This window comes from Streptomyces sp. NPDC079167, assembly GCF_040686735.1.
Taxonomy (GTDB): Bacteria; Actinomycetota; Actinomycetes; order Streptomycetales; family Streptomycetaceae; genus Streptomyces.
Window position 1 is genome coordinate 426,951 of sequence record NZ_JBFBLO010000002.1, and the last position, 24,604, is coordinate 451,554.

Annotated in this window: 25 protein-coding genes; 5 read left to right on the forward strand and 20 right to left on the reverse strand. The window is 70.7% G+C overall.

Translation table 11 applies throughout. The features are described from left to right. The gene (locus AB0P41_RS06065) at positions 1 to 744 is read right to left on the reverse strand and encodes an amino acid ABC transporter ATP-binding protein (RefSeq protein WP_365930375.1); all 744 of its coding nucleotides are present in this window, start codon (positions 742 to 744) and stop codon (positions 1 to 3) included. 102 nt (positions 745 to 846) lie between these two features. Beyond that, a complete protein-coding gene (locus tag AB0P41_RS06070) occupies positions 847 to 1,308 on the reverse strand; it encodes a DUF6278 family protein (protein ID WP_365930377.1) in 462 nt (153 codons plus the stop codon). 107 nt (positions 1,309 to 1,415) lie between these two features. On the opposite strand from AB0P41_RS06070, the gene AB0P41_RS06075 reads away from it, so the two are divergent. Beyond that, entirely contained in the window at positions 1,416 to 2,195 is a 780-nt protein-coding gene (locus tag AB0P41_RS06075; protein WP_365930378.1) for an SDR family oxidoreductase, read from the forward strand. Positions 2,196 to 2,258: 63 nt separating this feature from the next. On the opposite strand, the gene AB0P41_RS06080 is transcribed toward AB0P41_RS06075, so the two are convergent. The 4 genes from AB0P41_RS06080 to AB0P41_RS06095 all read right to left on the reverse strand — a co-directional run bounded on the left by AB0P41_RS06080 (position 2,259) and on the right by AB0P41_RS06095 (position 5,811). Continuing rightward, a complete protein-coding gene (locus tag AB0P41_RS06080; protein WP_365930380.1) occupies positions 2,259 to 3,008 on the reverse strand; it encodes a Clp protease N-terminal domain-containing protein in 750 nt (249 codons plus the stop codon). Between the two features lie 63 nt (positions 3,009 to 3,071). Further along, positions 3,072 to 3,851, reverse strand: a complete 780-nt coding sequence (locus AB0P41_RS06085; RefSeq protein WP_365930382.1) for an exodeoxyribonuclease III — start codon at positions 3,849 to 3,851, stop codon at positions 3,072 to 3,074. A gap of 34 nt (positions 3,852 to 3,885) precedes the next feature. Further along, a complete protein-coding gene (locus AB0P41_RS06090) occupies positions 3,886 to 4,539 on the reverse strand; it encodes an MBL fold metallo-hydrolase (protein WP_356714446.1) in 654 nt (217 codons plus the stop codon). A gap of 12 nt (positions 4,540 to 4,551) precedes the next feature. Next, the gene (locus tag AB0P41_RS06095) at positions 4,552 to 5,811 is read right to left on the reverse strand and encodes an alpha/beta fold hydrolase (protein ID WP_365930745.1); all 1,260 of its coding nucleotides are present in this window, start codon (positions 5,809 to 5,811) and stop codon (positions 4,552 to 4,554) included. Positions 5,812 to 6,427: 616 nt separating this feature from the next. Here AB0P41_RS06095 and AB0P41_RS06100 point away from each other — a divergent pair. Beyond that, a complete protein-coding gene (locus AB0P41_RS06100; protein WP_365930384.1) occupies positions 6,428 to 7,042 on the forward strand; it encodes a nuclear transport factor 2 family protein in 615 nt (204 codons plus the stop codon). 63 nt (positions 7,043 to 7,105) lie between these two features. Here AB0P41_RS06100 and AB0P41_RS06105 read toward each other — a convergent pair whose 3' ends face one another. After that, positions 7,106 to 7,405, reverse strand: a complete 300-nt coding sequence (locus tag AB0P41_RS06105) for a hypothetical protein (protein WP_365930385.1) — start codon at positions 7,403 to 7,405, stop codon at positions 7,106 to 7,108. A 184-nt stretch (positions 7,406 to 7,589) separates the two neighbouring features. Here AB0P41_RS06105 and AB0P41_RS06110 point away from each other — a divergent pair, with 184 nt between their 5' ends. Further along, positions 7,590 to 9,035, forward strand: a complete 1,446-nt coding sequence (locus tag AB0P41_RS06110) for an aldehyde dehydrogenase (protein ID WP_365930386.1) — start codon at positions 7,590 to 7,592, stop codon at positions 9,033 to 9,035. Between the two features lie 124 nt (positions 9,036 to 9,159). Here the strand turns inward: AB0P41_RS06110 and AB0P41_RS06115 are convergent, their stop codons facing one another. From AB0P41_RS06115 to AB0P41_RS06140, 6 genes are all read right to left on the reverse strand, one after another. Then, on the reverse strand, positions 9,160 to 9,924 hold the full coding sequence (locus tag AB0P41_RS06115) for an SDR family NAD(P)-dependent oxidoreductase (protein ID WP_365930387.1): 765 nt from the start codon (positions 9,922 to 9,924) through the stop codon (positions 9,160 to 9,162). Then, positions 9,921 to 10,280, reverse strand: a complete 360-nt coding sequence (locus AB0P41_RS06120; protein WP_365930388.1) for a hypothetical protein — start codon at positions 10,278 to 10,280, stop codon at positions 9,921 to 9,923. The genes AB0P41_RS06115 and AB0P41_RS06120 overlap by 4 nt, the downstream gene beginning before the upstream one ends. Before the next feature lie 31 nt (positions 10,281 to 10,311). Next, entirely contained in the window at positions 10,312 to 11,478 is a 1,167-nt protein-coding gene (locus AB0P41_RS06125) for an acyl-CoA dehydrogenase family protein (RefSeq protein ID WP_365930390.1), read from the reverse strand. A gap of 55 nt (positions 11,479 to 11,533) precedes the next feature. After that, on the reverse strand, positions 11,534 to 13,096 hold the full coding sequence (locus AB0P41_RS06130; RefSeq protein WP_365930392.1) for an ATP-binding protein: 1,563 nt from the start codon (positions 13,094 to 13,096) through the stop codon (positions 11,534 to 11,536). A gap of 6 nt (positions 13,097 to 13,102) precedes the next feature. Next, positions 13,103 to 13,774 carry a response regulator gene (locus AB0P41_RS06135; RefSeq protein ID WP_365930393.1) on the reverse strand — a complete coding sequence of 224 codons (672 nt, stop codon included), beginning with the start codon at positions 13,772 to 13,774 and terminating at the stop codon, positions 13,103 to 13,105. Between the two features lie 168 nt (positions 13,775 to 13,942). Beyond that, a complete protein-coding gene (locus AB0P41_RS06140) occupies positions 13,943 to 15,427 on the reverse strand; it encodes an APC family permease (RefSeq protein ID WP_365930395.1) in 1,485 nt (494 codons plus the stop codon). A gap of 293 nt (positions 15,428 to 15,720) precedes the next feature. Between AB0P41_RS06140 and AB0P41_RS06145 the strand changes: the two genes are divergently transcribed. Beyond that, complete coding sequence (locus AB0P41_RS06145; RefSeq protein WP_365930397.1) at positions 15,721 to 16,686, forward strand: helix-turn-helix domain-containing protein; 966 nt, start codon at positions 15,721 to 15,723, stop codon at positions 16,684 to 16,686. Positions 16,687 to 16,716: 30 nt separating this feature from the next. Here AB0P41_RS06145 and AB0P41_RS06150 read toward each other — a convergent pair whose 3' ends face one another. From AB0P41_RS06150 to AB0P41_RS06180, 7 genes are all read right to left on the reverse strand, one after another. Beyond that, positions 16,717 to 17,340: a response regulator gene (locus AB0P41_RS06150; protein ID WP_365930399.1), complete on the reverse strand. Its 624-nt coding sequence runs from the start codon at positions 17,338 to 17,340 to the stop codon at positions 16,717 to 16,719. A gap of 36 nt (positions 17,341 to 17,376) precedes the next feature. Continuing rightward, a complete protein-coding gene (locus AB0P41_RS06155) occupies positions 17,377 to 18,225 on the reverse strand; it encodes an IclR family transcriptional regulator (protein ID WP_365930400.1) in 849 nt (282 codons plus the stop codon). A gap of 236 nt (positions 18,226 to 18,461) precedes the next feature. After that, positions 18,462 to 19,517 carry a maleylacetate reductase gene (locus AB0P41_RS06160; protein WP_365930401.1) on the reverse strand — a complete coding sequence of 352 codons (1,056 nt, stop codon included), beginning with the start codon at positions 19,515 to 19,517 and terminating at the stop codon, positions 18,462 to 18,464. Positions 19,518 to 19,621: 104 nt separating this feature from the next. Next, positions 19,622 to 20,872 carry an amidase gene (locus AB0P41_RS06165; protein ID WP_365930403.1) on the reverse strand — a complete coding sequence of 417 codons (1,251 nt, stop codon included), beginning with the start codon at positions 20,870 to 20,872 and terminating at the stop codon, positions 19,622 to 19,624. Beyond that, positions 20,869 to 21,135, reverse strand: a complete 267-nt coding sequence (locus tag AB0P41_RS06170) for a hypothetical protein (RefSeq protein ID WP_365930405.1) — start codon at positions 21,133 to 21,135, stop codon at positions 20,869 to 20,871. Before AB0P41_RS06170 ends, AB0P41_RS06165 begins: the two co-directional genes overlap by 4 nt. A gap of 17 nt (positions 21,136 to 21,152) precedes the next feature. Beyond that, positions 21,153 to 21,674 (reverse strand): flavin reductase, encoded by a 522-nt coding sequence (locus AB0P41_RS06175; RefSeq protein ID WP_365930407.1) that lies wholly within the window; start codon positions 21,672 to 21,674, stop codon positions 21,153 to 21,155. Between the two features lie 114 nt (positions 21,675 to 21,788). Further along, positions 21,789 to 23,300, reverse strand: coding sequence for an ATP-binding protein (locus tag AB0P41_RS06180; protein WP_365930408.1), 1,512 nt, complete (start codon positions 23,298 to 23,300; stop codon positions 21,789 to 21,791). A 152-nt stretch (positions 23,301 to 23,452) separates the two neighbouring features. Between AB0P41_RS06180 and AB0P41_RS06185 the strand changes: the two genes are divergently transcribed. After that, complete coding sequence (locus AB0P41_RS06185; protein WP_365930410.1) at positions 23,453 to 24,595, forward strand: acyl-CoA dehydrogenase family protein; 1,143 nt, start codon at positions 23,453 to 23,455, stop codon at positions 24,593 to 24,595. Positions 24,596 to 24,604 lie beyond the last annotated feature (9 nt).

Consider the following 24,604-nt stretch of genomic DNA (forward strand, 5'->3'; position numbering starts at 1 on the left):
TCAGTGCTTGAGGATCTTGGACAGGAAGTCCTTGGCGCGGTCGCTCTCCGGGGAGGTGAAGAAGTCCTCCGGGGTGCGGTCCTCGATGATGCAGCCGTCGGACATGAAGACCACGCGGTTGGCGGCGGACCGGGCGAAGCCCATCTCGTGGGTGACGACCACCATGGTCATGCCCTCGCGGGCGAGTTGCTGCATGACCTCGAGGACCTCGTTGATCATCTCCGGGTCCAGCGCGGAGGTGGGCTCGTCGAAGAGGAGCGCCTTGGGGTCCATGGCGAGGGCGCGGGCGATGGCGACGCGCTGCTGCTGGCCGCCGGAGAGCTGAGCGGGAAACTTGTCCGCCTGCGAGGCCAGCCCGACCCGCTCCAGCAGTACCCGGGAGCGCTGGTCGGCCTCGTCCTTCTTGCGCTTGCGGACCTTCAGCTGGGCGAGTGAGACGTTCGCCAGCACGGTCTTGTGGGCGAACAGGTTGAACGACTGGAAGACCATGCCCACTTCCGCACGGAGTTCCGCGAGTCCCTTCCCCTCCTCGGGGAGCGGCTTGCCGTCGATGGCGATATGACCGGACTCGACCGTCTCAAGCCGGTTGATGGTCCGGCAGAGCGTGGATTTGCCCGATCCGGAGGGGCCGATGACCACCACCACCTCCCCGCGGCCGACGGTGAGATTGATGTCCTGCAGTACGTGCAACTTCCCGAAGTACTTGTTGACGTCCCGCAGCTCGATCAACGGATCGACGGCCATACGCTGCCCTACCCACTTATCGCTTGTGTCGAGGTCAGCGCAAACTATCCGGGGAGAAGACGCACTTCGGGGCCGACACGCACCAACGGCGCATAAGGCTGTTTATCGCGTTTTGATCTCCGGGCCGCTCTCCGCCGACTCCGCGTACATCTCGGAGAGCTCGGGGCTTCCCGACATCGCCCAGTCCAGACCGGCGGCGACCACATCGATCTCCCGCCCGGAACCCAGTCGCACCACGGGCTTTCCGCCGGCCAGGATGTCCCAGGCGGCTCCGGGGACCGTGCGCACCAGTACGGTGCCGAGGTAGAGGCCCGCGTCGTTACCCACCCACGGCAGCTCCTCCGGGTCGTCCCGCCAGATCGGCGGCAACTGGTCGAGCGCGGACAACGAGGCGGGGCTGTCGTCGAGTTCGAGGCCACACTGCCCTGCCCGGGCCCTCAGCAACTCGCATTCCGCGAACAGCTCGGCCACGCCGTCCGGATCGGTCTCGACGGCGGCCGCGAGAGCCATAGCCCGTGTACCGCCTCGGCGCTTCCGCCAGTTGTCCAGGAAGGGAATGTTCATACCACCAGGGTCCCACCCCGGACGGGTACCGCACCGCAGGGCGCGCGACTGTTCCGGTCCCGGGACCCGCCCCGTACACCCGCCGGCCACCTCTTTAGGGTACGAGGATGACGTCGCAGAACTATCTTTCCGAACTCTTCTCGCTGGAAGGCCGGGTCGCCGTGGTGACCGGCGGCAGCTCCGGCATCGGCCGGGCCGTCGCGGGCGCCCTCGCGCACGCCGGCGCGAGCGTCGTGGTCGTGGCACGCAGGGAGGCGGAACTGGTGCGGACCGTCGGTGAACTCGAAGCCGACGGCTGCCGGGCGGCCTGGGTGAGCGCCGACCTCGGGACGACCGAAGGTGTGCGCACGGCCGGCGAGGGGGCGGCCGCCGCGTTCGGCGAGCCCGACATCCTCGTCAACTGCGCGGGCGTCAACCTGCGGCCGCCGATGAGCGAGCTCGACGAGGACGTCTGGGACATCACGATGACGGTGAACCTCAAGGCCCCCTATCTGCTGGGCCGCCGGTTCGGGCCGGGCATGGCGGAGCGCGGCTTTGGCAGGATCATCCACATCACCTCCCAGCAGGCACACCGGGCGTTCGTGCAGAGCGGCGCGTACGGGGTCTCCAAGGGCGCGCTGGAGTCGCTGGCCCGCTCGCAGGCCGAGGCGTGGTCGCCGTACGGGGTCACCTGCAACACGCTGGTGCCCGGATTCGTGATGACGCCGCTCAACGAGCGGCTGTCGTCCGACCCGGAGCGGGTGGCGGCGCTGGCCGCCCGCACGATGGTGGGACGCAACGGACTGGCCCAGGACTTCGCCGGCGCCGCGGTGTTCCTCGCGAGCGCCGCCTCCTCCTACGTCACCGGGCAGTCGCTCTTCGTCGACGGCGGGTTCTCCGTGCACTGAGGCGGTCCGTCGACGCGGAATACCGCCCCTGGCCCAGGGCGGCATCCGCAGCACTTCTCCTCCTCAGCTCCGGGCGTCCGGGGCCGGCTCCCCGGCTTCGGCGACGACCGCCGCGGCGACGTCGGACGACGCCACGTCCTTGTCGACGCCCAGCCCCGTGAGCACGCCCGCGCCTCCCTCGAACTCCAGGACGGCCAGCACGATGTGCCCGGTCCCGATGAAGTCGTGGCCGAGGCGCAGGGCCTCCCGGAAGGTGAGCTCGAGGACCTTGCGGGCCCCCGCGTCGTACGGGACCAGCTCGGGGACCTCGCCGGCCGGGGCGGGCAGGGCGAGCGCCGCCGCCTCGCGGACCGTTTCCAGCGCGATCCCCTGGCCGACGATCACCTGTGCGCCGAGCGAGTCCGGCTCGGCCAGGAGGCCCAGGACCAGGTGCCCCACCCCCACCTCGTCATTACGGGCGGCGTGGGCCTCGTTACTGGCGGCCATGACGGCGTTCCTGGCCTGCTGGTCGAACTGCCCGAAGCCCTGGGACGGGTCCAGGGTCGAGGCCTCACCGGGCTTCTTGGGCACGAACCTCTTCTGGGCGGCCTGCCGGGTGACGCCCATGCTCCGGCCGATGTCCGTCCACGAGGCACCCGAGCGGCGCGCCTGGTCCACGAAGTGGCCGATGAGGTGGTCGGCGATCTCACCCAGGTGATCAGCGGCGACCACCGCTCCGGAAAGCTGTTCAAGGGTGTCGCTATGGGTCTCCTTGATCGCACCGATCAGGTCGTCGAGGCGGATGGGCGGATTGGCGCGCAGCGGCTTCGTCATGAGGCAACCCTAGGTTGACACTTATGCCCCGTCAACCCGACATTGACACTCAGGTTGCGGCTGTCAGACGTCGAGGTCCACGACCACCGGGGCGTGGTCGGAGGCACCCTTGCCCTTGCGCTCCTCACGGTCGACGTAGCTGTCCTTGACCGCTGTGGCGAAGGGGGTGTTGCCGTAGACCAGGTCGATGCGCATGCCCTTGTTCTTCGGGAAGGACAGCTGGCGGTAGTCCCAGTAGGTGTACGGGTGGTCGTACTTGAGGGGGCGTGGCACCACGTCGGAGAGGCCCTTCTCGCGCAGCCCGGCGAGCGCGGCCCGCTCGGCGGGGGTCACGTGCGTGGAGTTCTCGAAGAGTGCCGGGTCCCAGACGTCCTCGTCGGTCGGCGCGATGTTGAAGTCGCCGAGCACCGCGAACGGACGCGCACCCGCCGCGTCCGTGGCGACGGCCTTCTGCAGGGCTTCGAGCCAGCGCAGCTTGTAGGCGTAGTGGTCGTGGGCGACCTCGCGGCCGTTGGGGACGTAGACCGACCAGACCCGGGCGGGCCCACAGGTCGCCGAGACCGCCCTCGGCTCCTGCACACCCTCGTATTCCGGGCCGTCGGGCAGGCCCGTCACCACGTCCGCGAGACCGACACGCGAGAGCAGCGCGACGCCGTTCCACCGGCCGGTGGCGTTGATCGCGGACTCGTAACCCAGCTCGCGCAGCGCTTCGGCGGGGAACTGCTCCAGCGTGCATTTGGTCTCCTGGAGGCAGAGCACGTCCGTGCCGCTGCTCTCCAGCCAGGCCAGCAGCCTGGGGAGCCGGGCGGTGATCGAATTGACGTTCCACGTGGCGATGCGCATGCAGTAAACCTAACCGCTCCCACTGACAACCGGGTCAGAGACGGGTCGCGTCGCCCGGGGCCAGCCGGCCGTGGTCCGCGCCGCCCAGTGCGCCGATCTGCGTGTCGTAGATCGGGCGGGCGAGGTCGGTGAGCAGGGCGTCGTGGATGTCGATCGCACGGCGCGGCTTCACCTCGCGTACGTAGTCGATGACCTCGGAGATCTTGCTCCAGGGGGCCATGACCGGCAGCATCAGTGTGTCCACCGGGTGGTCGGGCACCGTGAAGGCGTCCCCGGGGTGGAAGACCGAACCGTCCACGAGGAACCCGATGTTGGTGATCCTCGGGATGTCCGGGTGGATCACCGCGTGCAGCTCTCCGTGCACCTGTACGTCGAGTCCGGCGGCGGTGAACGTGTCACCGTGGCCGACGGTGTGCACGCGCCCCGGGAACGCGCCGGACAGTTGCTCGGCCACGCTGCGCAGGGTCCACACCCGCGCGGCGGGGTTGGACTCCAGCGCCGCGCGCAGCCGCGCCTCGTTGAAGTGATCCGGGTGCTCGTGCGTCACCAGGATCGCGTCGGCACCGACCGCGGCGTCGTCCTCGGCGAAGCCGCCGGGGTCGATGACGAGCGTCTGCCCGTCGCGCTCCAGACGGATGCAGGAGTGGATCTTCTTGGTGAGGGTGAGGTCGACAGACGAAGCGTTCATGCACCCATCCTGCTATGCGGGCGGGGTGGTTTCCTCCTGGATCACGGACTGCGCGATCTCGAACGCCGCACCGGCCGCCGGGATGCCGCAGTAGACGGCGGTCTGGAGCAGCACCTCCTTGATCTCGACAGGTGTGAGCCCGTTGCGCAGGGCGGCCCTGACGTGCTGCGCGAGCCCGCCCAGGTGCCCGGACGCGACGACCGCGGTGAGGGAGACGCAGCTGCGGGCCTTGCGGTCGAGACCCTCCCTGTTCCAGATCTCGCCCCAGGCGTAGCGGGTGAGGAGGTCCTGGAAGTCGTCGGTGAACGCGTCGGAGGCGGCCGTGGCGGCGTCCACGTGCGCATCGCCCAGTACCTCGCGCCGGACCTTCATCCCCTGGTCGAACCGGTCGCTGCGACCGGTGGAGGCGACGTCGGGCAGGTCGACCGCGGCAGTGATCTCCGCGACGGGGACGACCGGGGCGAACGGAGCGGCGAACCCCGGGGACGGCGGCACGGGGATCGACGCCTGGGTGTCCTGCCAGGCGGTCGAGAAGTGCATGAGCAGCAGGTCGGTGACGGCGGCGGGCTGCTCGACCGGGGCCAGGTGGGAGGCGCCGGGTACGAGGGCGAGCCGGGCGTCCGGGATGCCCGCCACCAGGGTCCGGGCCTCGGCGGGGCCGGTGACCTTGTCCTCCGCCCCCACCAGGACGAGGGTCGGCACTCCGATACGGGGCAGTTCCGTACGGATGTCGAAGGCGGCCAGGGCCTCGCACGAGGCGATGTAGCAGCCGGGGTCGGTGGTGCGGACCATCTGGACGGCCCACTCGACGATGGCCGGCTGGGCGGCGGCGAAGCCGGGGGTGAACCAGCGCTCAGGGGAGGTCCGGGCGATCGGCTCCAGGCCGTTGCTGCGGACGATCACCCCGCGCTGCCGGAATTCGTCGGCGGTGCCGAAGCGGGGCGACGCGGCGATGAGCGCGAGGGCGGCGACCCGGTGAGGATGGCGCAGCGCCAGGTCGGCACCGACGGCTCCGCCGATGGAACAGCCGGCGTATCCGAAGCGCTGGACGCCGACGCTGTCCAGTGTGGCGAGGACGCGGTCGGCGAGGTCGGAGACCGCGGCGGCGGGGTACGCGGGGGCGCCGCCGTGCCCGGGGAGGTCGTAGCGGAAGATTCTCCAGTGCTGCGAGAGCTCCGGTATCTGGCGGTCCCACATGTGCCATGTGGTACCCAGGGACGGCCCGATCACCAGGACCGGAGCGTCTTCTGGCCCGTCAAAGCGGTATTGCATGGTGTTCGGTGGTGTCTCGGTCACCCGGAAAACCCTCTCATCTGTCACGAGATGTCACATCGCCGGGGTGGACCTAGCCAGTCTCGGCTCTCTCACGATGCCAGCTCCGGCGCCGGGACCCTCAAGAGACCAGGTGTGGCGCACCGGCATGTGCCCGTGTCCGGGGTCATCCTGGCGTGCCTTTCTGCAGGCCGTCCCACGTGGTGGCGGCCCCACGAAGATCCTTCACATCCGGCTTGACGTACCACCGCTTGGTCGTCCTGATATTCGTATGCCCGGCCCATCGCGCGAGGATGTGGTCGGGCACGCCGTTGTTGGCCAGGAAAGTGAAGCAGGACGAACGTGCGTCGCAGAGCCTGACCCGACGGAGCCCCAAAACCTCCGAGGAACAGCTTGAGCCGGGGCGCGCAGCTTCTCTCTCCCCCCCAGCCGCCGACCGACTCCGACGGGTTCAACGCGCGTTCTGTGTGGGCCGGAGGTCACCGGTGAGACCGGGGGCGCCGCCTACCAGGGCCAGCGGCCGTTGTCCGGCCCACTCACGTCCGCCTGACAACGGTGTTTCGGTCAGTGGACCGCACGCTGGCGGTCCGGGTGTCTCGAAGGCACAGTGCGAACCATGACCGACCAAGCAACGATCGACGCGCTCGTGCGGCGCGTCGAAGTCCTTGAAGCGGAGGCGGACATCCGCCGCCTTCAGGCCCGTTACATGTTCCTCTGCGATACTCCTTGCCCCGAGTTCGGCGTGGAGAACGACAAGCAGCGCATCGAGCTCATCCTGGACCTCTACTCCGAGGACGCCATCTGGGAGGGTGTCGGGGAGTACTACGACAACCAGTTCGGTCGGTGTGTGGGCAAGGACCAGCTTCGCGCCCACTTCAGCAACTTCTGGCCGGAGCGGCAGGATCCGAAGCTGATGATGAACGCGCACTGGCTGACATCGGAGCAGATCCACGTGCACGGTGACGAGGCCGACGGTCAATGGATCCACTTCCAGCCTTGGCTCTTCTCCAACGGTAAGGCCCTCGTCCGGGCCAGCCGGCTGAACAATGCCTTCCGCAGAACCGACGGCGAGTGGAAGATCACTCGCACGCGCACGGAGAACGTGGCGATCGTCGACCTGCCTGACTTCTTCGCCAGCAGCTACCCTTCGAAGTCAGTGCTCCTCAAGGCTCCGGGCACCAATCACACCAACGAGCACGCTCGGGACGCCGGACGACCGAGAACCTCCTGAAACCGAGGGTGCCGGGAGCTTCCCGCTGTCACACGTGGCAGCCGAATCCGCTGGGCAACTGGGTCAGCAGTTCTTCCTCGCGGGCCGGGTCCGCAGACCGATCATCGCGGTCGGGGTAGTGCCGGACCCGGCCCCGCCACAGTGCGAGACCGCGGAGCGGAATACACGGCTCATGATCCGCTCGTGTACGTCCCGCGCGGAGAGGGGGACCACGGCCCGGGGCCTCCGCACGTCTCGCACCTCCAGCGGCATGATCTCCCGGCACAGCCGGCACAGGCCGGCCAGGCCGCCCACGTCGCCGATGGGTCCCCGGGCGTGGGCGCTGTCGAAGGCGTGGTGGAAGGCTGTCCGGCCGTAGGCCACAGGTGCATGACTGACCGCCGTTGCGTGCACGCCGGCGGCCGGGTCCGGGTCGCGGAGCCGTGTGCATGCCGTGGCGACTGCCCGTGCACTCCGCGGCGGACCGGACGGCCACAACCGCGTCAGGGTCTGACTCAGTCCCGTCCCGACCGTGTCGATACGGGCATCGGACAGTGAGGAGACCTTGATGGACCATCGTCACGAGCATCTGTACATCGGTGGAGCCTGGGTGCGGCCGGCCACCGACCGCCTCATCACGCCGGTCAACCCGAGCACCGAGGAGACCTTGGGCTCGGCACCGGAGGCGGTGGAGGCGGACGTGGACGCCGCGGTCCGCGCGGCCCGCGAGGCGTTCGACGCACCTGGCGGATGGGCGGCCTGGGAACCCGGGCGGCGGGCGGATGTGATGGAGCGGTTCGCGGCGGAGCTGGATACCCGGGCGGAGTCCATCGCCTCGGCCGTGAGCAGCCAGAACGGCATGCCGATCGGGACCGCCCGGCAACTGGAGGCGGGGTACCCCAGCGCGGTCCTGCGCTACTACGCCCAGTTGGCGCGCACCTCGGAGTTCACCGAGACGCGCCCCGGACTCCTCGGCGGTCAGGTGGAAGTGCGCCGCGCCCCCGTGGGGGTGGTCGCCGCCATCGTGCCCTGGAACTATCCGCAGGTGTTGTCGACGTTCAAGATCGCCCCCGCCATGACCGCCGGCTGCACGGTGGTCCTGAAGCCGTCACCCGAGGCTGTACTCGATTCCTTCGTCGTGGCCGAGGCGGCCGTGGCCGCGGGTGTGCCGGCCGGCGTGCTCAACATCGTTCCGGGCGGCCGGGAGGCGGGCGCCCACCTGGTGTCCCACCCTGGTGTCGACAAGGTGGCGTTCACCGGTTCGACGCCGGCCGGCCGGGCCATCGGTGAGGTGTGCGGGCGGCTGCTGCGGCCGGTGACCCTGGAACTGGGCGGCAAGTCCGCCGGCATCGTGCTCGACGACGCCGTGCTGGACCCGGACGCCATGGGCGAGGACCTGGTGCGGGCCACCTTCACCAACAACGGGCAGACCTGCTTCCTCAGTACGCGCATCCTGGCGCCCCGTAGCCGGTACACGGAGGTGGTGGACCTCGTCACGGGTCTCGCCCGGTCCCTGCCGGTCGGCGACGCCCTGGACGAGCGGACGCTGATCGGCCCGCTCGTCACCTCGCAACAGCGTGACCGGGTGGAGGGATACATGGCGAAGGGGCGTGCCGAGGGTGCCCGGCTGACCACGGGAGGCGGCCGGCCCGCCGGGCTGGACCGGGGCTGGTTCGTGGAGCCCACGGTCTTCGCCGATGTGGACAACGCCTCGGTGCTCGCGCAGGAGGAGGTCTTCGGACCGGTGCTGTGCGTGCTGCCGTACGACGACGTGGACGACGCCGTCAGGATCGCCAACGACTCGGACTACGGCCTGGGCGGGACGGTGTGGACGGCGGACCCGGAGCGCGGTGCGGCGGTCGCCCGGCGCGTGCGCACAGGCACCGTCGGGGTCAACCGCTACCTGCCCGACCCCGTGGGGCCCTTCGGCGGCATGAAGGCCAGCGGGCTGGGGCGGGAACTGGGGCCCGAGGGTCTGCACGGGTATCTGCAGGCACAGTCCCTGTATCTGTGAGCGTCCACCACAACGGGTGAGGGGGCCCCGGCCGTCGAACGGCCGGGGCCCCCTCTTCGAGGGTCGGGGCCGGGGTCGCACACACCCCGCAGGGACCGCACACAACTCCCTGCCCCCTGGAGGGTCAGCGCATGAAGAGGCCCCCGTTGGCGTCCCAGCACGCGCCGGTGACGGCGTCTGCGTGCTCGGCCGCCAGCAGGACGACTGTGTCCGCGATGAACTCGGGCCGGCCGAGGCGGCCGACCGGGATCATCGCCTCGGTCCGGGCCAGCTTCTGCGGGTCGACGGTCCGCCGCACCACCGGCAGGTCCTGCGGCCCTGGGGAGACGGCGTTCACGGTGACGCCGCTCGGGCCGAGGTCGCGGGCGAAGACCTTGGTCAGGGTGGCCACACCGCCCTTGGCCGCCGCATAGTGGGCGCCCGTCGCCGTGCCGCCGTTCTGTCCGGCCAGGGATGCGATGTTGACGATGCGCCCGTCTCCGCGCTCCGCGAAGTACGCCCCGAAGACCTGGCAGCCGTAGAACGTGCCGTTGAGGTTGGTGTCGACCACCGCCGTGAAGCTCTCCGGGGTGATGTCCATCAGCGACTCGATCTTCGAGTGGCCCGCGTTGTTCACCAGGACGTGGACGGTTCCCCACCGCGTCACCAGGTCGTCGAGCGCTCGGCTGAAGGCGTCCTTGTCCCGCACGTCGAGGACCAGGCCGACGGCGCTCTCGCCCGTCGGGTCGAGTGCGGCGGCGGCCTCGGCGGCGGCCTCGGCGTCCAGGTCCGTCAGGGCGACGCGGTAGCCCTGGGCGTGCAGCCGGGCGGCGATGCAGCCGCCGAGGCCGCCGGCCGCGCCGGTCACCAGGGCGACCCGGCGGGCACCTTCGGGGGTGTGCGGGCTCATCGGGTCACGTCCGGCAGCGGACGCCCGACGCGGGCCTCGATCTTCATGTAGCGCCACAGTCCGTACTCGCCGACCTGGACGGTGCGGAAGAGGTTGCAGGCCGCGGCGACCGTCGGCTGGTCGGCGACGTCCGCGAGCACGTAACAGGTCCAGGGCCAGCCGTCCGACGGGCCGACCATGTGCTGGTCGTCGTCGATGGTACCGAGGACATCGACGCCGGGCAGCTCGTGCAGCTGCTTGAGCATGTCCACGGTGCCGGCCCAGACATCCTTGTGCTGCCCCGTCGGCAGGTCGAAGAAGTTCTGGTTGACACCGAGACAGAACAGGACGCGCAGCGGGGTGTCTGAGGAGGTCACGGGTGGTGCCTTTCGTCGGGGTGCGGACGGGTCAGAGGTAGCCGGGGAACGGCTGGGTGCCCATCAGGACGGCGCCGGCGCCGTCGTACATGCCCTCCTGGAGGAAGGCGTGCTGCGGCACCACGGAGGCGTCCCGCAGGTAGCGCTGCATGGGGCTGCCGTCGGTGATGGCCCGGATGCCGGCCAGCTGGTAGGCGGAGCGCACCACCTCGAAGGAGGTCCTGGCGAGGTGGGCGGAGGCCAGCCGCAGCAGACTGGCCTGCTGCGGGGTGGCCGCGTCACCGCGTTCCACGGTCTGCCACACCTCTTCGGTGATCTCGTAGAAGAAGGCGCGCACCGATCGCAGCGCGGCCTCGGCGCGGCCCGCGGTGATGCGGTAGGAGGCTCGGTCGGCGGCGACGGGCCCGCCGGTGTAACTGGCCCGTCCGCCTTCGGCGATGACCTGGTCCAGGGCCGCGCGGGCCACGCCGGCGCCGACGACGGCCAGCACCTGGGCGGCGTAGGGAATGACGGGGTAGCGGTACAGAGGTTCGTCGACGGTGGGTTCCCCGCCCCGGACGAAGGTCCACTCCTCCGGTACGACCTGGCCGTCGACGATCAGGTCGTGGCTGCCGGTACCGCGCATGCCGATGACATCCCAGTTGTCGACGATGTCGACCTGGCCGGGGCGGAGCAGGGCTGTCCGGGGGCGGCCGGACCGGTCCCCTTCCACCTTGACGCCGACACCGAGGATGTCGGCGCCCTTGGAGCCACTGGCGAACTTCCAGCGACCGGCGATCCGGAGTCCGCCGTCGACGCGCTCCGCGGGCTGGACGGGGAACAGGCCGCCCGCGAAGGCGATGTCGGGACCGTCCGCGTACAACTCGGCCTGGGTGTCCAGCGGAAGCGCCGCGAGGTAGATGAGGGAGGACCCGAAGCTCGCGACCCAGCCCGCCGAGCCGTCGACCACGGAGATCCGCTCGATCAGCCGCAGGAACCGGGCCGGCGGCAGCGGCTCGCCCCCGAAACGCCGCGGCGCGCCGGCCCGGTAGATGCCGGCCTTCTTGAACTCGGCGATGACGTCCCTGGGTATGTGCCGCTTCTCTTCGAATTCCTGCCGCCGTTTCGCGACCACGTCGAGGACGTGCTCGAAATACTGCGTTCGCGTGTGCTCTTCGACTGTGCCGGACGGCGAAGATGTATCCAGCGTATGCGTCATGAAATGATCCTCTGGCAACGGCCGGGAGATGTCCGATATCGCTTCGTCATCGAAACTATTCCGGTGCGCTGCTCACCGGCAATTGGGGATCCGACGGCACGTGTAGGGGTTTTCCCTTACGGTGCAGCGGCAGCCGGAAACGGAAGACGGTGCCGCACGGTTCGTTGGCGCCGGCCTCGATCTCGCCGCCGTGCCGGGTGATGATGCGGTGGCTGAGGGCGAGACCGATACCGTGGCCATCGCCCTTGGAGCTGAACGCGCCGTCGAAGATCCGCCCGGCCCGCTGGGCGGGGAGCCCCTGGCCGGTGTCCCGTACCTCGACCTCGGCGTGTCCGCCGCGCCGGTGGGTCGCCACCACCACGGTTCGCTGCCCTTCGGGTGAGCGGGCCATCTCCTCGATGGCGTTGAAGGCAAGGTTCATCACCACCTGGCCGATGAGCACCTTCTCGCACCGCACGGGAAGTTCCTCGGCGGAGTGCTCCCAGCGCACGGTCACCGACTGCTGGCGGGCTCGGACGTCCACGAAGTAGGCACAGTCGGTGACGATGTCGTCGACGTCGGCCCACTGTTTGGACTCCTCCAGGCGCACGACGTACCCGCGCAGGCTGCGCAGGATCAGCGCGGCCCGGTCCAGTTGCCGGGTGGCGTTCTCCAGCCCCCAGCGCAGGCGCTCGGGGTCCGGGTCGTCGGCGAGGCGGCCGCCGACGCCGGCCACGAAGTTGTGCGCGGCGGAGATCGGCTGGCTGACCTCGTGCGCGATGGCCATGGCCATGTCGCCCATGGCGTTGTAGCGGGCCAGGTGGTTGAGGTACTGGGCGTCGCGGCGGTGTTCCTCCTCGGTGCGCACCAGGGTGGTGATGTCGTGGAAGAGCAGCAGTGTGCCGCACAGGTCGTTCTCGACGTGGATGTACTGGCAGCGAGCGGCGAACCAACGGTCCGGGCCGCCGTCGCCGTCCGGCACGGCCAGTCGGTAACGGGTGTCGGTGACCCGGCCGCCGCGGGCGGTCGAGGTCAGCGCGTCACGCAGCAGACGGGTGGAGTCCGGGGCCAGGAAGTCGGTGAAGTCGGTGCCGACGAGTGCGTCGAGTCCGCGACCGAGGAGGGTCCCGGCGGCGGCTCCGGCGTACAGGACCCGGCCGTCGCCGTCGAGGACGACGATGCCGGCGTCGAGGCTGCGCAAGAACGCCTGGAGCCGCCCCTCGGTACGGAACAGGTCCCTGCGGGTGGCCTTCTCCTCGGCGATGTCCCGGAACTGCACCATGACGACCGGGCCCCGGGCGAGGTCCACGTGGACGGCTCTGGCCTCGCTGAGGATGTCCGTTCCGTCCTTGGCGCGGTAGCACCACTCGATGGTGCTGCTGCCCTCGTCGACGGCACGCTGCAGCCAGGCGCGGCCTTTCGCGCGGGCATAGGGCCGGGCGTGGGAACTCATGTGGGGAGCCTTCAGCGGGCGCAGTTCCTCGAGCGTGAAGCCGAGGGCGGCGCAAGCGGCCGGGTTCGCCCACAAGATGTCCTTGGTACGCGCGTCGTGCACCAGTACGCAGTGTTCCAGCGCCGCGAACAGTGCGACCAGGTCCGAGTCGGTGAAGCCGGACGGCGTGCGGGCAGGTGCGGACACCCGGCATCACACCCGGGACTGGTCGAGGCCGCAGCGCATCATGTCGCCGATCAGCGCGCCCAGGGTGTCGGCGCCGGTCTTCTCCCGGATGCGCGCCCGGTGGGCGTCGACCGTCTTCAGGCTGATCCCCAGCCGCTTGGCGATGGTCCTGCTGGGAACGCCGCCGATCACCTGGCGCAGGGTATCGCGCTCGCGGGGGCTGAGCGCGGCGAGCCGGTCCTCGACCGTCCGGCGGGCCGCTCGCCGCGCGTACCGTTCACCGGCCGTGTGCAGGCCGGCCTGCACCACGTCGAGCATGCGCTGCGGGTCGTAGGGTTTCTCCAGGAAGTCGACGGCCCCCTGCTGCAACGCCCGTACCGACATGGGTATGTCGCCGTGGGCCGAGACGAAGACCACGGGCAGCACCGCGTCCTCGGCGTTGAGCAGTTCCTGCACGCGGAAGCCGCCGGTACCCGGCATGCGGACGTCCAGGACCAGGCAGGCGGGGCGGTCCGGATCGTAGGCCGCGAGGAAGGCATCGGCGTCCGTGAAGCACTGGGTGCGGATGTGCACCGACTCCAGGAGCCAGGCCAGGGACAGGCACAGTTCGTGGTCGTCGTCGAGGACGTAGACGAGGTCGGCCGCGCCGGCGGGCGGTGTTCCCGGGCGATGGGGCTGGGAGAGCGAAGTGACGGTCATCGTTCCTCGTTTCCGAACAGGCCGTGTCCGGCTGCCACCTCACCCTCCCGGGCGGCGGCGCGACGCGGTGGTGCCGCAGACGTTAGGTGGGCTCGCCCGGGCGGCGTTCGCCGACGGGTGCACGGGAAACCGCCAACCTGTGCACCGCGCGCATACGCGTCGCCGCCTTCAGGCGGACGCCGGCACGTCCGCCGGGTCCACGGGGACGCCGTCCACCGCGTCGTCGGGCGGCCCGCCCGGCCGCAGCCGGCCCAGCACCACTCCCCCGGCGAAGACCGCGACCACCGTCAGCTCCAGCACGAGGGCCACCGCGGGGGAAGCGGAGATCAGCGTGGTGAAGTTGTAGAGGGCCAGAGCCGTCGCGCCGAGCAGCAGGGCGATGGAGACGAGCGGCGCGATCAGGGTGTTCCACCGCCTGCGGTCCAGTCCCGTACGGCGGAAGAAGACGATGACCGAGAGGGACGTGAGCAGGTACAGCAGCATCAGAGCCAGTACGCTGACGCCGCCGCCCCAGGTGAGCAGGGTCAGGACGGGATCGGCGCCTGCGAGGGCGAACGGCACGGTCAGCAGCAGCGCGAGGACGCTCTGCAGCAGTCCGGCCGCGTAGGGCGCTCCCTGGCGGTTGGTCCGGGACAGCCGGCGAGGCAGGACACCGGCGCTGCCCAGGGAGTGGAAGTAGCGGTTGATGCCGTTGTGGAAGGCCAGCACACCGGCAAGCAGCGAGGTGGCCAGCAGTATCTGCATGGTGTCGGTGGCCCAGGAGCCCAGGGTCTGGGTGACGGGAGTGAGGACCACCGCGGTCGCGTCCCCGGTGCGCAGTGCCTCCAACGCAACCGCCCCCACCCGGTCGGCGCCGTAGAAGCTCACGATCATCCAGGACACGAAGGCGAAGAACACCGAGATCAGTCCCACCGCCAGATAGGTCGCGCGCGGTACGGTCCGTGCCGGGTCGCGGGCCTCGCGGGCGTACAGGGCGGTGGACTCGAAGCCGAGCACGCAGCCGATGGCGAAGGTCAGGGCCACCCCGGGGGCCCCGCTGAAGAAGGACGAGGGGGTGAAGGAGCCGGCGAGGTCGAGCCCTCGGGGGCCGCCGCCGGACAGCAGTTCCCAGCAGGCGAAGACGAGGAGGAGCGAGGTCTCGGCGACGACCAGGACCGCCAGGAGCTTCGCCCCGAACTCGATGTTGAGGATGCCGAATCCCTGGACCAGGCAGATGGTGGCGACGGTCCAGAACCACCAGGGCAGACCGAGCCCGGTGTACCGCTCGACGATTCCCTGTACGACGACTCCGTACAGGCCGTACAGGGCGGCCTGGGTGGCGCTGTAGCAGAGCACCGCCGCCTGGGAGGCCCCCACGCCGAGGGGCCGGCCCAGTCCGCGGGTCACGTAGGCGTAGAAGGCGCCGGCGTCGGTCACGTGCCGGCTCATGGCGATGAACCCGACCGAGAAGAACGCGATCATGGCGCCGACCAGCAGGTAGGCGCCGGGGGCCCCGCCTCCGTTGCCGAGGCCCAACGGGACGGGGAGGGTACCGGCGACACCGGTGAGCGGCGCTTGCGCGGACAGGACGAAGAAGACCATGCCGGCCACCCCCACGGCGCCTTGGCGCAGGTGGGTCCGGTGCGGCGGGCTCGACGAAGGCTGCTGAGTCAAGAGGACTCCTCGGGTGGGGCGGCGGGCGTGCGGTGCAGAAGGGAGCGGCACGGCGGGAGCGCTCGGCGCCCCGGTGAGGAGTACTGTGCGCGCGCCCGGTTCCGTCGAGGTGGCATCAGGTGCACTCCGTGCCGCCATCGCATGCACGGGTACCGAGCAGCTGCCGCCGCCGCGGTCCGCTCACCGGGCCGACTCTTTACGCGCCGTGTCCCGGGGTGAAACATTGCGGATCAGGCCGGTGACAGAAGGCGGGTTACCGTCTTCGAGCAGACATCCCGCAGGTGGAGCGCGCTATGACGTCCTTGGTGACCACCGAGACCATCCTCCGTGCGAAGCGGTTCGAGCACTGGGCGCACGAGATGTCCCAAGTGTTCGGCGGCCTCGACAGCCGCCCGGTCGACCGGTCCCCCTTCCACGGCGTGGCCGTCAGCGGCTCGGTGGGCTCGCTCCGGCTCGCCTCGATCGAGGCGGGCCCGCTCTCCGTGCGCCCCTCGGCGCGCCGGACGGCTCCGGAGGAGCGGGACTGCTACAAGGTGGCGCTCCAGGTTTCGGGGACCTGCGTGGTGGAGCAGGACGGCACCCGTGACACGCTCACGCCGGGCGACATCGCCGTCTGCGACACCTCCCGCCCCTACGCCTTCACCTACGGCTCCGAATTCCGCACCGTTCTGATGCTATTGCCGCGCCCCCTGCTTCCGGTGCGCCCGGAGGCGATACGCGGTATCACGGCGCGACGGCTCACCTCGGAGGGCGGCGTCGGCGCGGTCGTGGCACCCTTCCTGCAGTCGCTCGGCGCGCAGAGCCGGGCGTGCTCCGGACCGGCCGCGCTGAGCCTCATGGACGGTGCCGTGTCCCTGGTGACGGCACTGGTTTCGGAGAAGCTGGCCCAGACGTCTCCACCGGCTCCGCACGAGGCGATGATGACGCGCATCCGCGGCTACATCGAGACCCGGCTGCCGAACCCCGGCCTGACGCCGGACGCGATCGCGGAGGCCCACGGCATCTCCCGGCGCTACCTCTTCAAACTCTTCGCCGCCGAAGGCCTCACCGTCGCCGGGTGGATCAGGACTCGCCGGCTGGAGCGCTGCGCCCGGGACCTGGCCAGTCCGGTGTCGGCCGAGCATCCGATCAGCATGGTCGCCGCCCGCTGGGGCCTGCTCGACGGCCGGCACTTCAGCCGGGTGTTCAAGTCGGTGTACGGCGAGACGCCCCGGGACTTCCGGCGGCGTGCACTGGCCGAGCACACCTTGGGCCGCTGACCCCGGGCGGGAGGTGCGGCGGTCGGCCGTTCAGATGTCGATGCGGTGCAGGAGGACGTCCCTGACCAGGGTGCCCATGTTCTCGGCGCCCGTCTTGGCCTTGATCCGCGCTCGGTGGACGTCGACGGTCTTCACGCTGGTCCCCAGCCGCTGCGCGATCGTCTGGCTCGGATGACCGTCCACGACCAGCCGGAGCACCTCTCGTTCCCTCGGCGTCAGGTGTTCCAGCCGCTGTTGGACCTGCCGGTGTCCGGCGTGGCGGGTGAACGCCTCCTCCGCGGCCCGCATGTGGGTCTGAACGATCTCCAGCATCCGCTGCGGCTCGTAGGGCTTCTCCAGGAAGTCCACGGCGCCGCCCCGCATCGCGCGGACCGACATGGGGATGTCGCCGTGTGCGGAGCAGAAGACGACGGGGGCGGGGTAGTCGCGCCGGACCAGTTCCTCCTGCAACTGAAAGCCGCTCAGGCCGGGCATGCGAACGTCGACGATGACGACGGCGGGCTCGCCCGGGTCGAACTCCTCCAGGAAGCTGGCCGCGGTCGGGTAGGTGAGCGCGACTATCTCCACGCTCTGCAGCAGGAAGATCAGCGACTGCCGTACGTCCTCGTCGTCGTCGATGACGTGGACCACAGGAGCGTTGCCGGTTTCCGTCACGGTGTGTCCCCTCGTGGGGTGGAGCATCAGGGCGGGTCATCCGGCGGCCATCACCCGATACCCGGAGTCGCTCCACGGCTCGGCGGCTCCGCGGTGCAGGCCCCGGCCGATGTCGGCGGCGGTGGCCCACAGGACCCGGATCAGGCGTTTCTCGTCCCGCCGCGCCACGGGCACGGTCGCGGAGACGGCCGCGATCAGGTGATCGCCGCCGGGGTACACGACCGGCACGGCGAAGGTCTTGAAGCCCGGTACGCACCGTTCGCGTTCCTCCGCCCAGCGTCGGGTGCGGATCTGGTGGAACTCGGCGCGCAGCGCGGCAGCGCCGGTCGGTCCGGGAACCGGGCCGGACGCGTCCAGGACGGCCCCTTCATCTTCGGCGTGTGCGAGGAACAGCCGCCCCGAGGCCGTCAGCAGGCTGGGCATCCGGCTCCCGACCACCGAGACGAGGGCTGCCTCCCTGCGGCCGGCGAGGCGCTCCAGGTAGACGCAGTCAGTGCCCTGCGGAACAGCGAGGTGGATCACCGCCCGGGTGGCCGCCCTCAGATCCATGAGGGCCGGCCGCGCCACGGTGCGCAGGCCGGCGGGACCGGGTACGAGCTGGCCCAGTTCGAAGATGCGCCAGCCGAGTTGGTACCCCCTGGCTGTCCGGGCCAGGAAGCCGAGCTGGACGAGTTCGCCGCCGATCCGGTGCACGGTGGCCTTGGGAACTCCCGACCGGCGGCTCAGCTCGGTCAGTCCCAGACAGGTCGCACCGGAGGAGAAAGCCCCCAGCAGGAGATGGGCTTTGCCGAGAACGGAACCGGAGTACAGATCGGGAGTTGAGGTCCCGAATACAGGAGTCTCCGTCTCCGGGCCTTCGAGGTCCGCCTGTGCCGTCACGTGCATACCGCGTCCCTTTGCTGTTTTCCATGTGGACACCGGTAATTGTTGAAGTCTTTTGTTTCTGTTGGCAACCCCCTGAATCGGGACAATGCAAACCGCGTACCGTCCTACGCCTGTAATTTTCTGAGAACGGAGGCCTTTCATCAAGGAGACGGGTCCGCTGGGCGGACCGGTGCGCGACGGCCCGCCGCGTGACCTTCTTGACGAGTTCCCTGCTTCCCGACGAACTGGGTAGCGACTCATCGAGGTGTTCCTCCCTCCCAGGCCGCGCTCAGCAGTGCGGTGACACGGGCCGCGGTGAGCGGGGCGGGGTTGGCGGCGGGAACCGCGGCGAGGACAGGCTCCACAGCCTGGAGGACGCCGTCCCGCGGCATGCCCAGGTCCCGCAAGGACGCCGGAGCGCCCAGCCGCGCACACAGATCGCCGAGCCCCTCGTTCGCGGTGGCCGCGTCGAGCGCCTCCGCGATCCTCCTCTCGGCCTGCGGAGCGTGGGGGGCGTTGAGGGCCAGGACATGGGGCAGAACGACGGCGTGGGTGGCGGCGTGCGGGAGGTCGAACATGCCCCCCAGCACATGACAGATCTTGTGGTGCAGTCCGGAACCGGCAGAGGCGAAAGCGACCGCGGCGAGGTAGGCACCGTACAGCGTCTGTTCGTGTCCGTGCTGTCGGCGGGGGTGGGCGGACGCCTCGAGCAGGCCGTCGCGCAGGGCCCGGAGCCCCTCGCCGGCGAGCGCGCGGTCGATGGGATCGGCTCGGGGTCCCCACATCGCGTCGATACCGTGGGCCAGGGCGTTGAGTCCGCTGGCCGCCACCAACCTGCCCGGCAGGGTGAGCAGCAAGGAAGCGTCGTACACCACGGTGGCGGGCAGCGCCCGCGAGTCCGTGCCGGTGGTCTTCTCCGTGCCCTCGCTCAGGCCCCAGACGTCCGTCGCCTCGGATCCCGCGTAGGTGGTCGGCACGGCGACGACCGGGAGCCCACTGGTCAGGGCGACGGCCTTCGCTAGCCCGGTGGCTGCGCCGCCACCGACGCACAGCAGGAGGTCGGCGTCGCAGGTCTGCGCGGCCTCACGGGCTCGCTCGGCCACCGCGACGGGCACGTGTCTGACGACCTCCCGGTGGATGTGCGCCACGCCGAGGCCGTGGGAGAGCGCGTCGGCGAGGGCGGCGGACGACGGCGAGACGATGATCATGACCCGCCGCGCGCCGAGCCGGGTCACCTCCTCGGTGACCGCGCGTACCGCCTCTCCGGGGGCGAAGACGACGCGCTGGGCCAGGGTCCGGTGTACGAATCTCATACGACGCACCCTGCCGGGGCCGGGGCCGCGAGGCACGACCGGGGCCCGGTACGCGGACCGTTCGGTGCAGCGGGAACGTCTGGTGCGGAGGGCATCCGGCGTCCTCAGCCCAGTCTCTCCTCCATCCAGATGCTCAGGGCCAGCAGTTCGCCCTCCCCGCGGGCCGGGCCGATCGCCTGGACACCGAGCGGCAGTCCTGCCTCGTCCCGCAGGCCGGGGATCGACACCACGGGAAGGCCGAGGGCCTGCCAGGCCCTGCTGAGCACAGGGTCACCGGTCTCCTCCGTGCCCGCCGGGGCGGCGCCCGGCGCGGCGGGGCCCACGACGGCGTCGTACGACGTGAACAGAGCGTCGACACAGGCGCGGGCGTCTGACACGACCCTGCGTGCGGCGAGACAGTCGGCGTCGGGTGTGGCGGCGCCGGTACGCAGCAGCCGGGCCAGCGGCTCGCTCAGCCGGTCGACGAGGGGCAGCTCCGCGGCACGCTCCCGGGCTGCCTCGTACGCCATCACCACGGGGTGTGCCGACGTGACGTCGGCGACGAGCCGCTCCTCGGGGAAGTCGTCCACGACCGCCCCGGCGGCGGTCAGCCGCTCGCGCAGCAGGCCGAGGGCCTGGCCCATGCCGTCCTCGACCACCCCGAGGGGCGCCGCGGTCCACCACAGGACGCGTGGCGGCCGGGCGGACGGGGCGGTGGGCCTGCCGCCGGTCAGGGCGGCCCAGGCCACGGCGAGGTCGCGGGCGCCGGCGGCGTACACCCCGTGGCTGTCCAGGCTGGGGCTGAGGCCGACGACACCGTCGACGGGGAAGCGCCCGTGCGTCATGACCAGGGAGGCGACACCGCAGTAGGCTGCGGGGCGGGTGACCGATCCGGCGGTCTGGGAGCCGATGGCCAGCGGCACCTGGCCGGAGGCCACGGCGGCGGCCGAACCGCTCGACGACCCGCCCGGGGTGTGCCCAAGGGCTGCGGGGTTCCTCGTGGGGCCCGGTGCGAAGAAGGCGAACTCCGTGGTGACGGTCTTGCCGACCGGTATCGCGCCGGCAGTCCGCCAGGCCCGTACGATCGGCGCGTCGGCCCGCGCGGCCGGCGCGTCGGCCCGGAGCGCCGAGCCGCACCGGGTGGGCAGTCCGGCCACGTCGATGATGTCCTTGACCCCCAGCGGTACTCCGCCCAGCACGCCGAGCGCCGCACCCGCGTCCGGCGACGGGTGCCGCTCGACCCACGCGGCCAGCTCCGGTTCGGTCTCCGCGATGCGCGAGCGGGCCCGGTCGAGGGCCGCGGCCGGGGACGTGGCGCCGGTGGCGAGGTCCCTGACCAGGTCCCGCAGGGGCCAGGGTGCGTACAGACCGCTCATGACTGCGCCCACGCCGCGTCGGCCTCCCAGTAGTCCATGCCGGCGGGACTGACCGCGTGGCGCCACGGCGAGGTGCGGCGCAGGGTGGGCTCCACCTTGCGCGTGGCCTGGTCGGCCGCCCGGGGCCCGTCGGCGTCCACGGCCCAGTGCACCCAGTTCAGTTCCCGGCCGTCGGCGTCGCGGGTGAAGAGGTCGACGTGCCGCCAGCCGTAGCCGAAGGTGTCGTTGTAACAGGTCAGGGTCATCCGGGGCGTGTCACTCACGTCGGGTGCTCCGCCTCTCAGGCCGTCAGCGACGTCGGGATGGGATGGAACCTGCGACGGAAGTACACCAGCCCGCCGTCGCAGTCCTCGCCGACGATCACCTGGGCCGCCTCGACGAACATGACGGTGTGCGAGCCGCGTTCCGCCGTGCCCGTGATGCGGCCGAGGACCGACGCCGCCGACCCGCGCAGCACCGGAGCGCTGTGGGAGTGGTCCCAGACGCTCTTGGTGACGGTGAACCTCTCCTCGGCGGGCACACGGCCGGCGAACGCCATCGCCACGTCCTCGTGTTCGGGACGGAGCACGTTGATGCAGACGTCCCGGTTCTCCCGGAAGATGTCGTGGCTGCGGCTGGAGCGGTTGACGCACACCAGCATGGTGGGTGGCGCGTCGGTGACGGAGCAGACAGCACTCACGGTGAGGCCCGCTCGGCCGCCGGGGCCGTCGGTGGTGACGATGTTGACGCCTGCGGAGAGATTCGACATCGCCTCGCGGAACATCCGTTGTGTCGGCGTCAGTTGGGTGAGGTTCTCAGCCACTGTTCCTCCTGCCGGGACCTGGGGCACCCGGGCGGACCCCGAGTAGGTCGACCGTAGAGCGCCGCGCATGGTCGGCGGTATCGAGAGTTCTTCCGTCCTCACTGAGGATTTCCCCTACACCGCCGGGGCGGTGGGGAACGCGAAGCCGAAGAGGGAACCGCCTTCGGGCCGCGGTTCGCTCCAGATCCGGCCGCGCTGGCGGGTGATGATCCGATGGCTGAGGGCCAGACCGATACCGCTGCCGTGCTCCTTGCCGGTGAAGGACTCGGTGAACGGGTCCCGGCGCAGCCCGCGCCCTCGGTCGGCCACCGTGAGCACGCCTTCTCGCGCGCCGCCGTCCCCGTCCGCCGCGGTGGTGATGAGCAGACGGCGGACGGATCTGTCGCACTCCGCCAGTTCCTCGATTGCGTCGAAGCACAGGTTGAGCACCACCTGTCCGGTCAGGACGCGTTCGCACCGCACCAGGACCGGCTCCGGGGACAGGCGCAGTTCGAGTCCGATGCCGGCGGGGTCCGCCCGCAGCCGGACGAACGGCAGGCATTCGCGGACGATCTCGTTGAGGTCGACGACCTGCTGGACGTGTTCGAGGTGTCCGACGAACGCCCTCAGGGTGCTGACGATGGCCGCCGCCCGGTCGATCTGGCGGCTCGCTCCGTCCAGGCCGAACAGCAGCTTCCCCTCCGTTTCCCGGCCGGACGCGGTGGTGTCGACATGAGTCCGTGCGCCGGCCAGGAAGTTGCGGGCGGCGGCGAGGGGCTGTCCGAGTTCGTGGGCGATGGCCATTGCCATGTCACCCATCGCGTTGTACCGCGCGAGGTAGTCCTCCCGGCGCTGCTCCAGCTCGCGCAGCGCCTCGTCCCGCACGCGGTCGGACACGTCGTGCAGGATCAGCAGGTAGACGTCGGCGGGCTGCTGGGGCAGGCGCTCGGCACTCCCCTCCAGCCAGGCAGACCGCCCGTGCGTCTGCTCCGTCTCCAGCCGCACGGGCAGGATCGGATCGGCGCCCCGCACCACGTCGCCCCAGGACGCGCGGGTCGCGCCGAGGTGGATGGTGGCGAGGGACGTCAGCGCGTGCCGGCCCGGTGCCAGGGGGTGACCGCTCAGGCCGAGATGCCCGAGCGCGGTGTCCGTGGCCGAGAGGATGACACCGGCGGCGTCCACCATGAACGCGACGGTCGAGGTGTGCCGGGTCAGTGTCTTCACGTAGGACGCGGCCAGCCGCTGCTCGGTGTCCGTGCGGTGCTCACGTTCGATGTCCCGGTACTGCACCATCACGGCGGGGCCGCGGGTCAGTTCCACCCGGACCGCGAACGCGTCGGTGGGGATGATCCGGCCCGATCTCGACCGCAGGCGCCACTCGACCCGGCCGGCACCGTGGTCGATCGCGTCCTGGAGCAGGGCCCGCGCCACGACCCGGTCGTACTGCTGAGCCGCGCTGCTGATGTGGTTGGCGCGCAGCGTGACGATCTCGCCCAGGCCGAAGCCCAGCATCGCGCAGGCGGCCGGGTTGGCCCAGAGGATCTCCTTGGTCCGCGCGTCGTGCAGCAGGACACAGGTGTCGGAGGCGTTCATCATCGCGACGAAGTCGGTGTCGGTCGGCCCGGGCGTCCGCGTGTCGACGGTCATGGGCGCCAGAGTAGGCCGACCGCGCGCGCGGCCGCATCGGCAGCTTCCGGCGTCCCGCTGAAGAAATCCCCTACGCCCAGCGAGGCCATTCCCAATTGGCCGGGTTCCCCGGCTTGCCTAGCGTCTTGTGCACCGACCGACGAAGGAGCGACGTGACGAAGCCACAGACGCCTGCCGCGGTGGCCGCGGTGACGTGGGAGTCGGCGCTTGACGAGCTGGCGCGGCGCCGCGGCGAGTTCCACGCCAAGGGTTACGTCCCACGTGACTTCATCGACCAGCTGATCGCACTCGGCGTCTACCGGGCGGCGACCCCTCGGCGCTTCGGCGGCGAACCGATGTCCCCGGCGGACTTCGTCCAGGTCGTCGAGCGGGTCGCCAGGGTCGACGGTTCGGCCGGCTGGGTCGTCGCCTTCGCCTCGGCCCTCACCTATCTGGGAGCACTGCCGCTGGACACGCAGGCCGAGATCTACCGGAACGGTCCCGACGTGGTGTACGCGGGCGGGCTGTTCCCGCTGCAGGCCGGGAAACCTACCGAGAACGGGTATCTGATCGACGGCCGCTGGAAGTTCGCCAGTGGCTGCATGGCCGCCGACTGGATCAGCGTGGGCATCCCCGGCGACGACGACAGCGGTCTGCCCCGGGCCGCGGTGCTGCGCCGGGACCAGGTGGAGATCGTGCAGGAGTGGGACGTCACCGGCATGCGGGGCTCCGGTTCGTTCGACGTGGTCGTCGACCGGGTGGAGGTGCCACGCGAGTGGACGTTCGTACGCGGCGGTCCGCAGAACCTCGACGAACCGCTGTTCCGCTATCCGCTCATCGGATACCAGGCCCAGGTCCACTCGGCCGTCGCTCTGGGAGTCGCGCGGGCCGCGCTGGACCACGTGCGGGAGGCCGGTGCCCGCACCGGCATCACCGGCGCTCCCCCGCTCGCCGCACGTGCCTACTACCGCACCACCTTCGCCAAGGCGTACGCCGCTGTGCACTCCGCGCGGGCTTTCTACCTCGATGCCGCCGAGGAGGTGTGGCAGACCGTGCTGGCGGGTGACGTACCCGGCCCGGAGCAACTCGCCCGCATCCGGCTGTCCTCGGCGAACGTCGCCGACGTCTGCGCACAGGTCGTGCACGACCTCTGCTCGATCTCGGGATCCGGGGTCATCAGCAACCACCACCCCATGCAGCTGCTGCACCAGGACGCACACGTTCCGCAGTTGCACGCGACCCTCGGCCAGGCCATGTACGACGGCGCGGGCGCTGTGCTCATGGGCCGGCCCTCGACCGTCCCGGGCTTCCTGTGAGCCGCACGG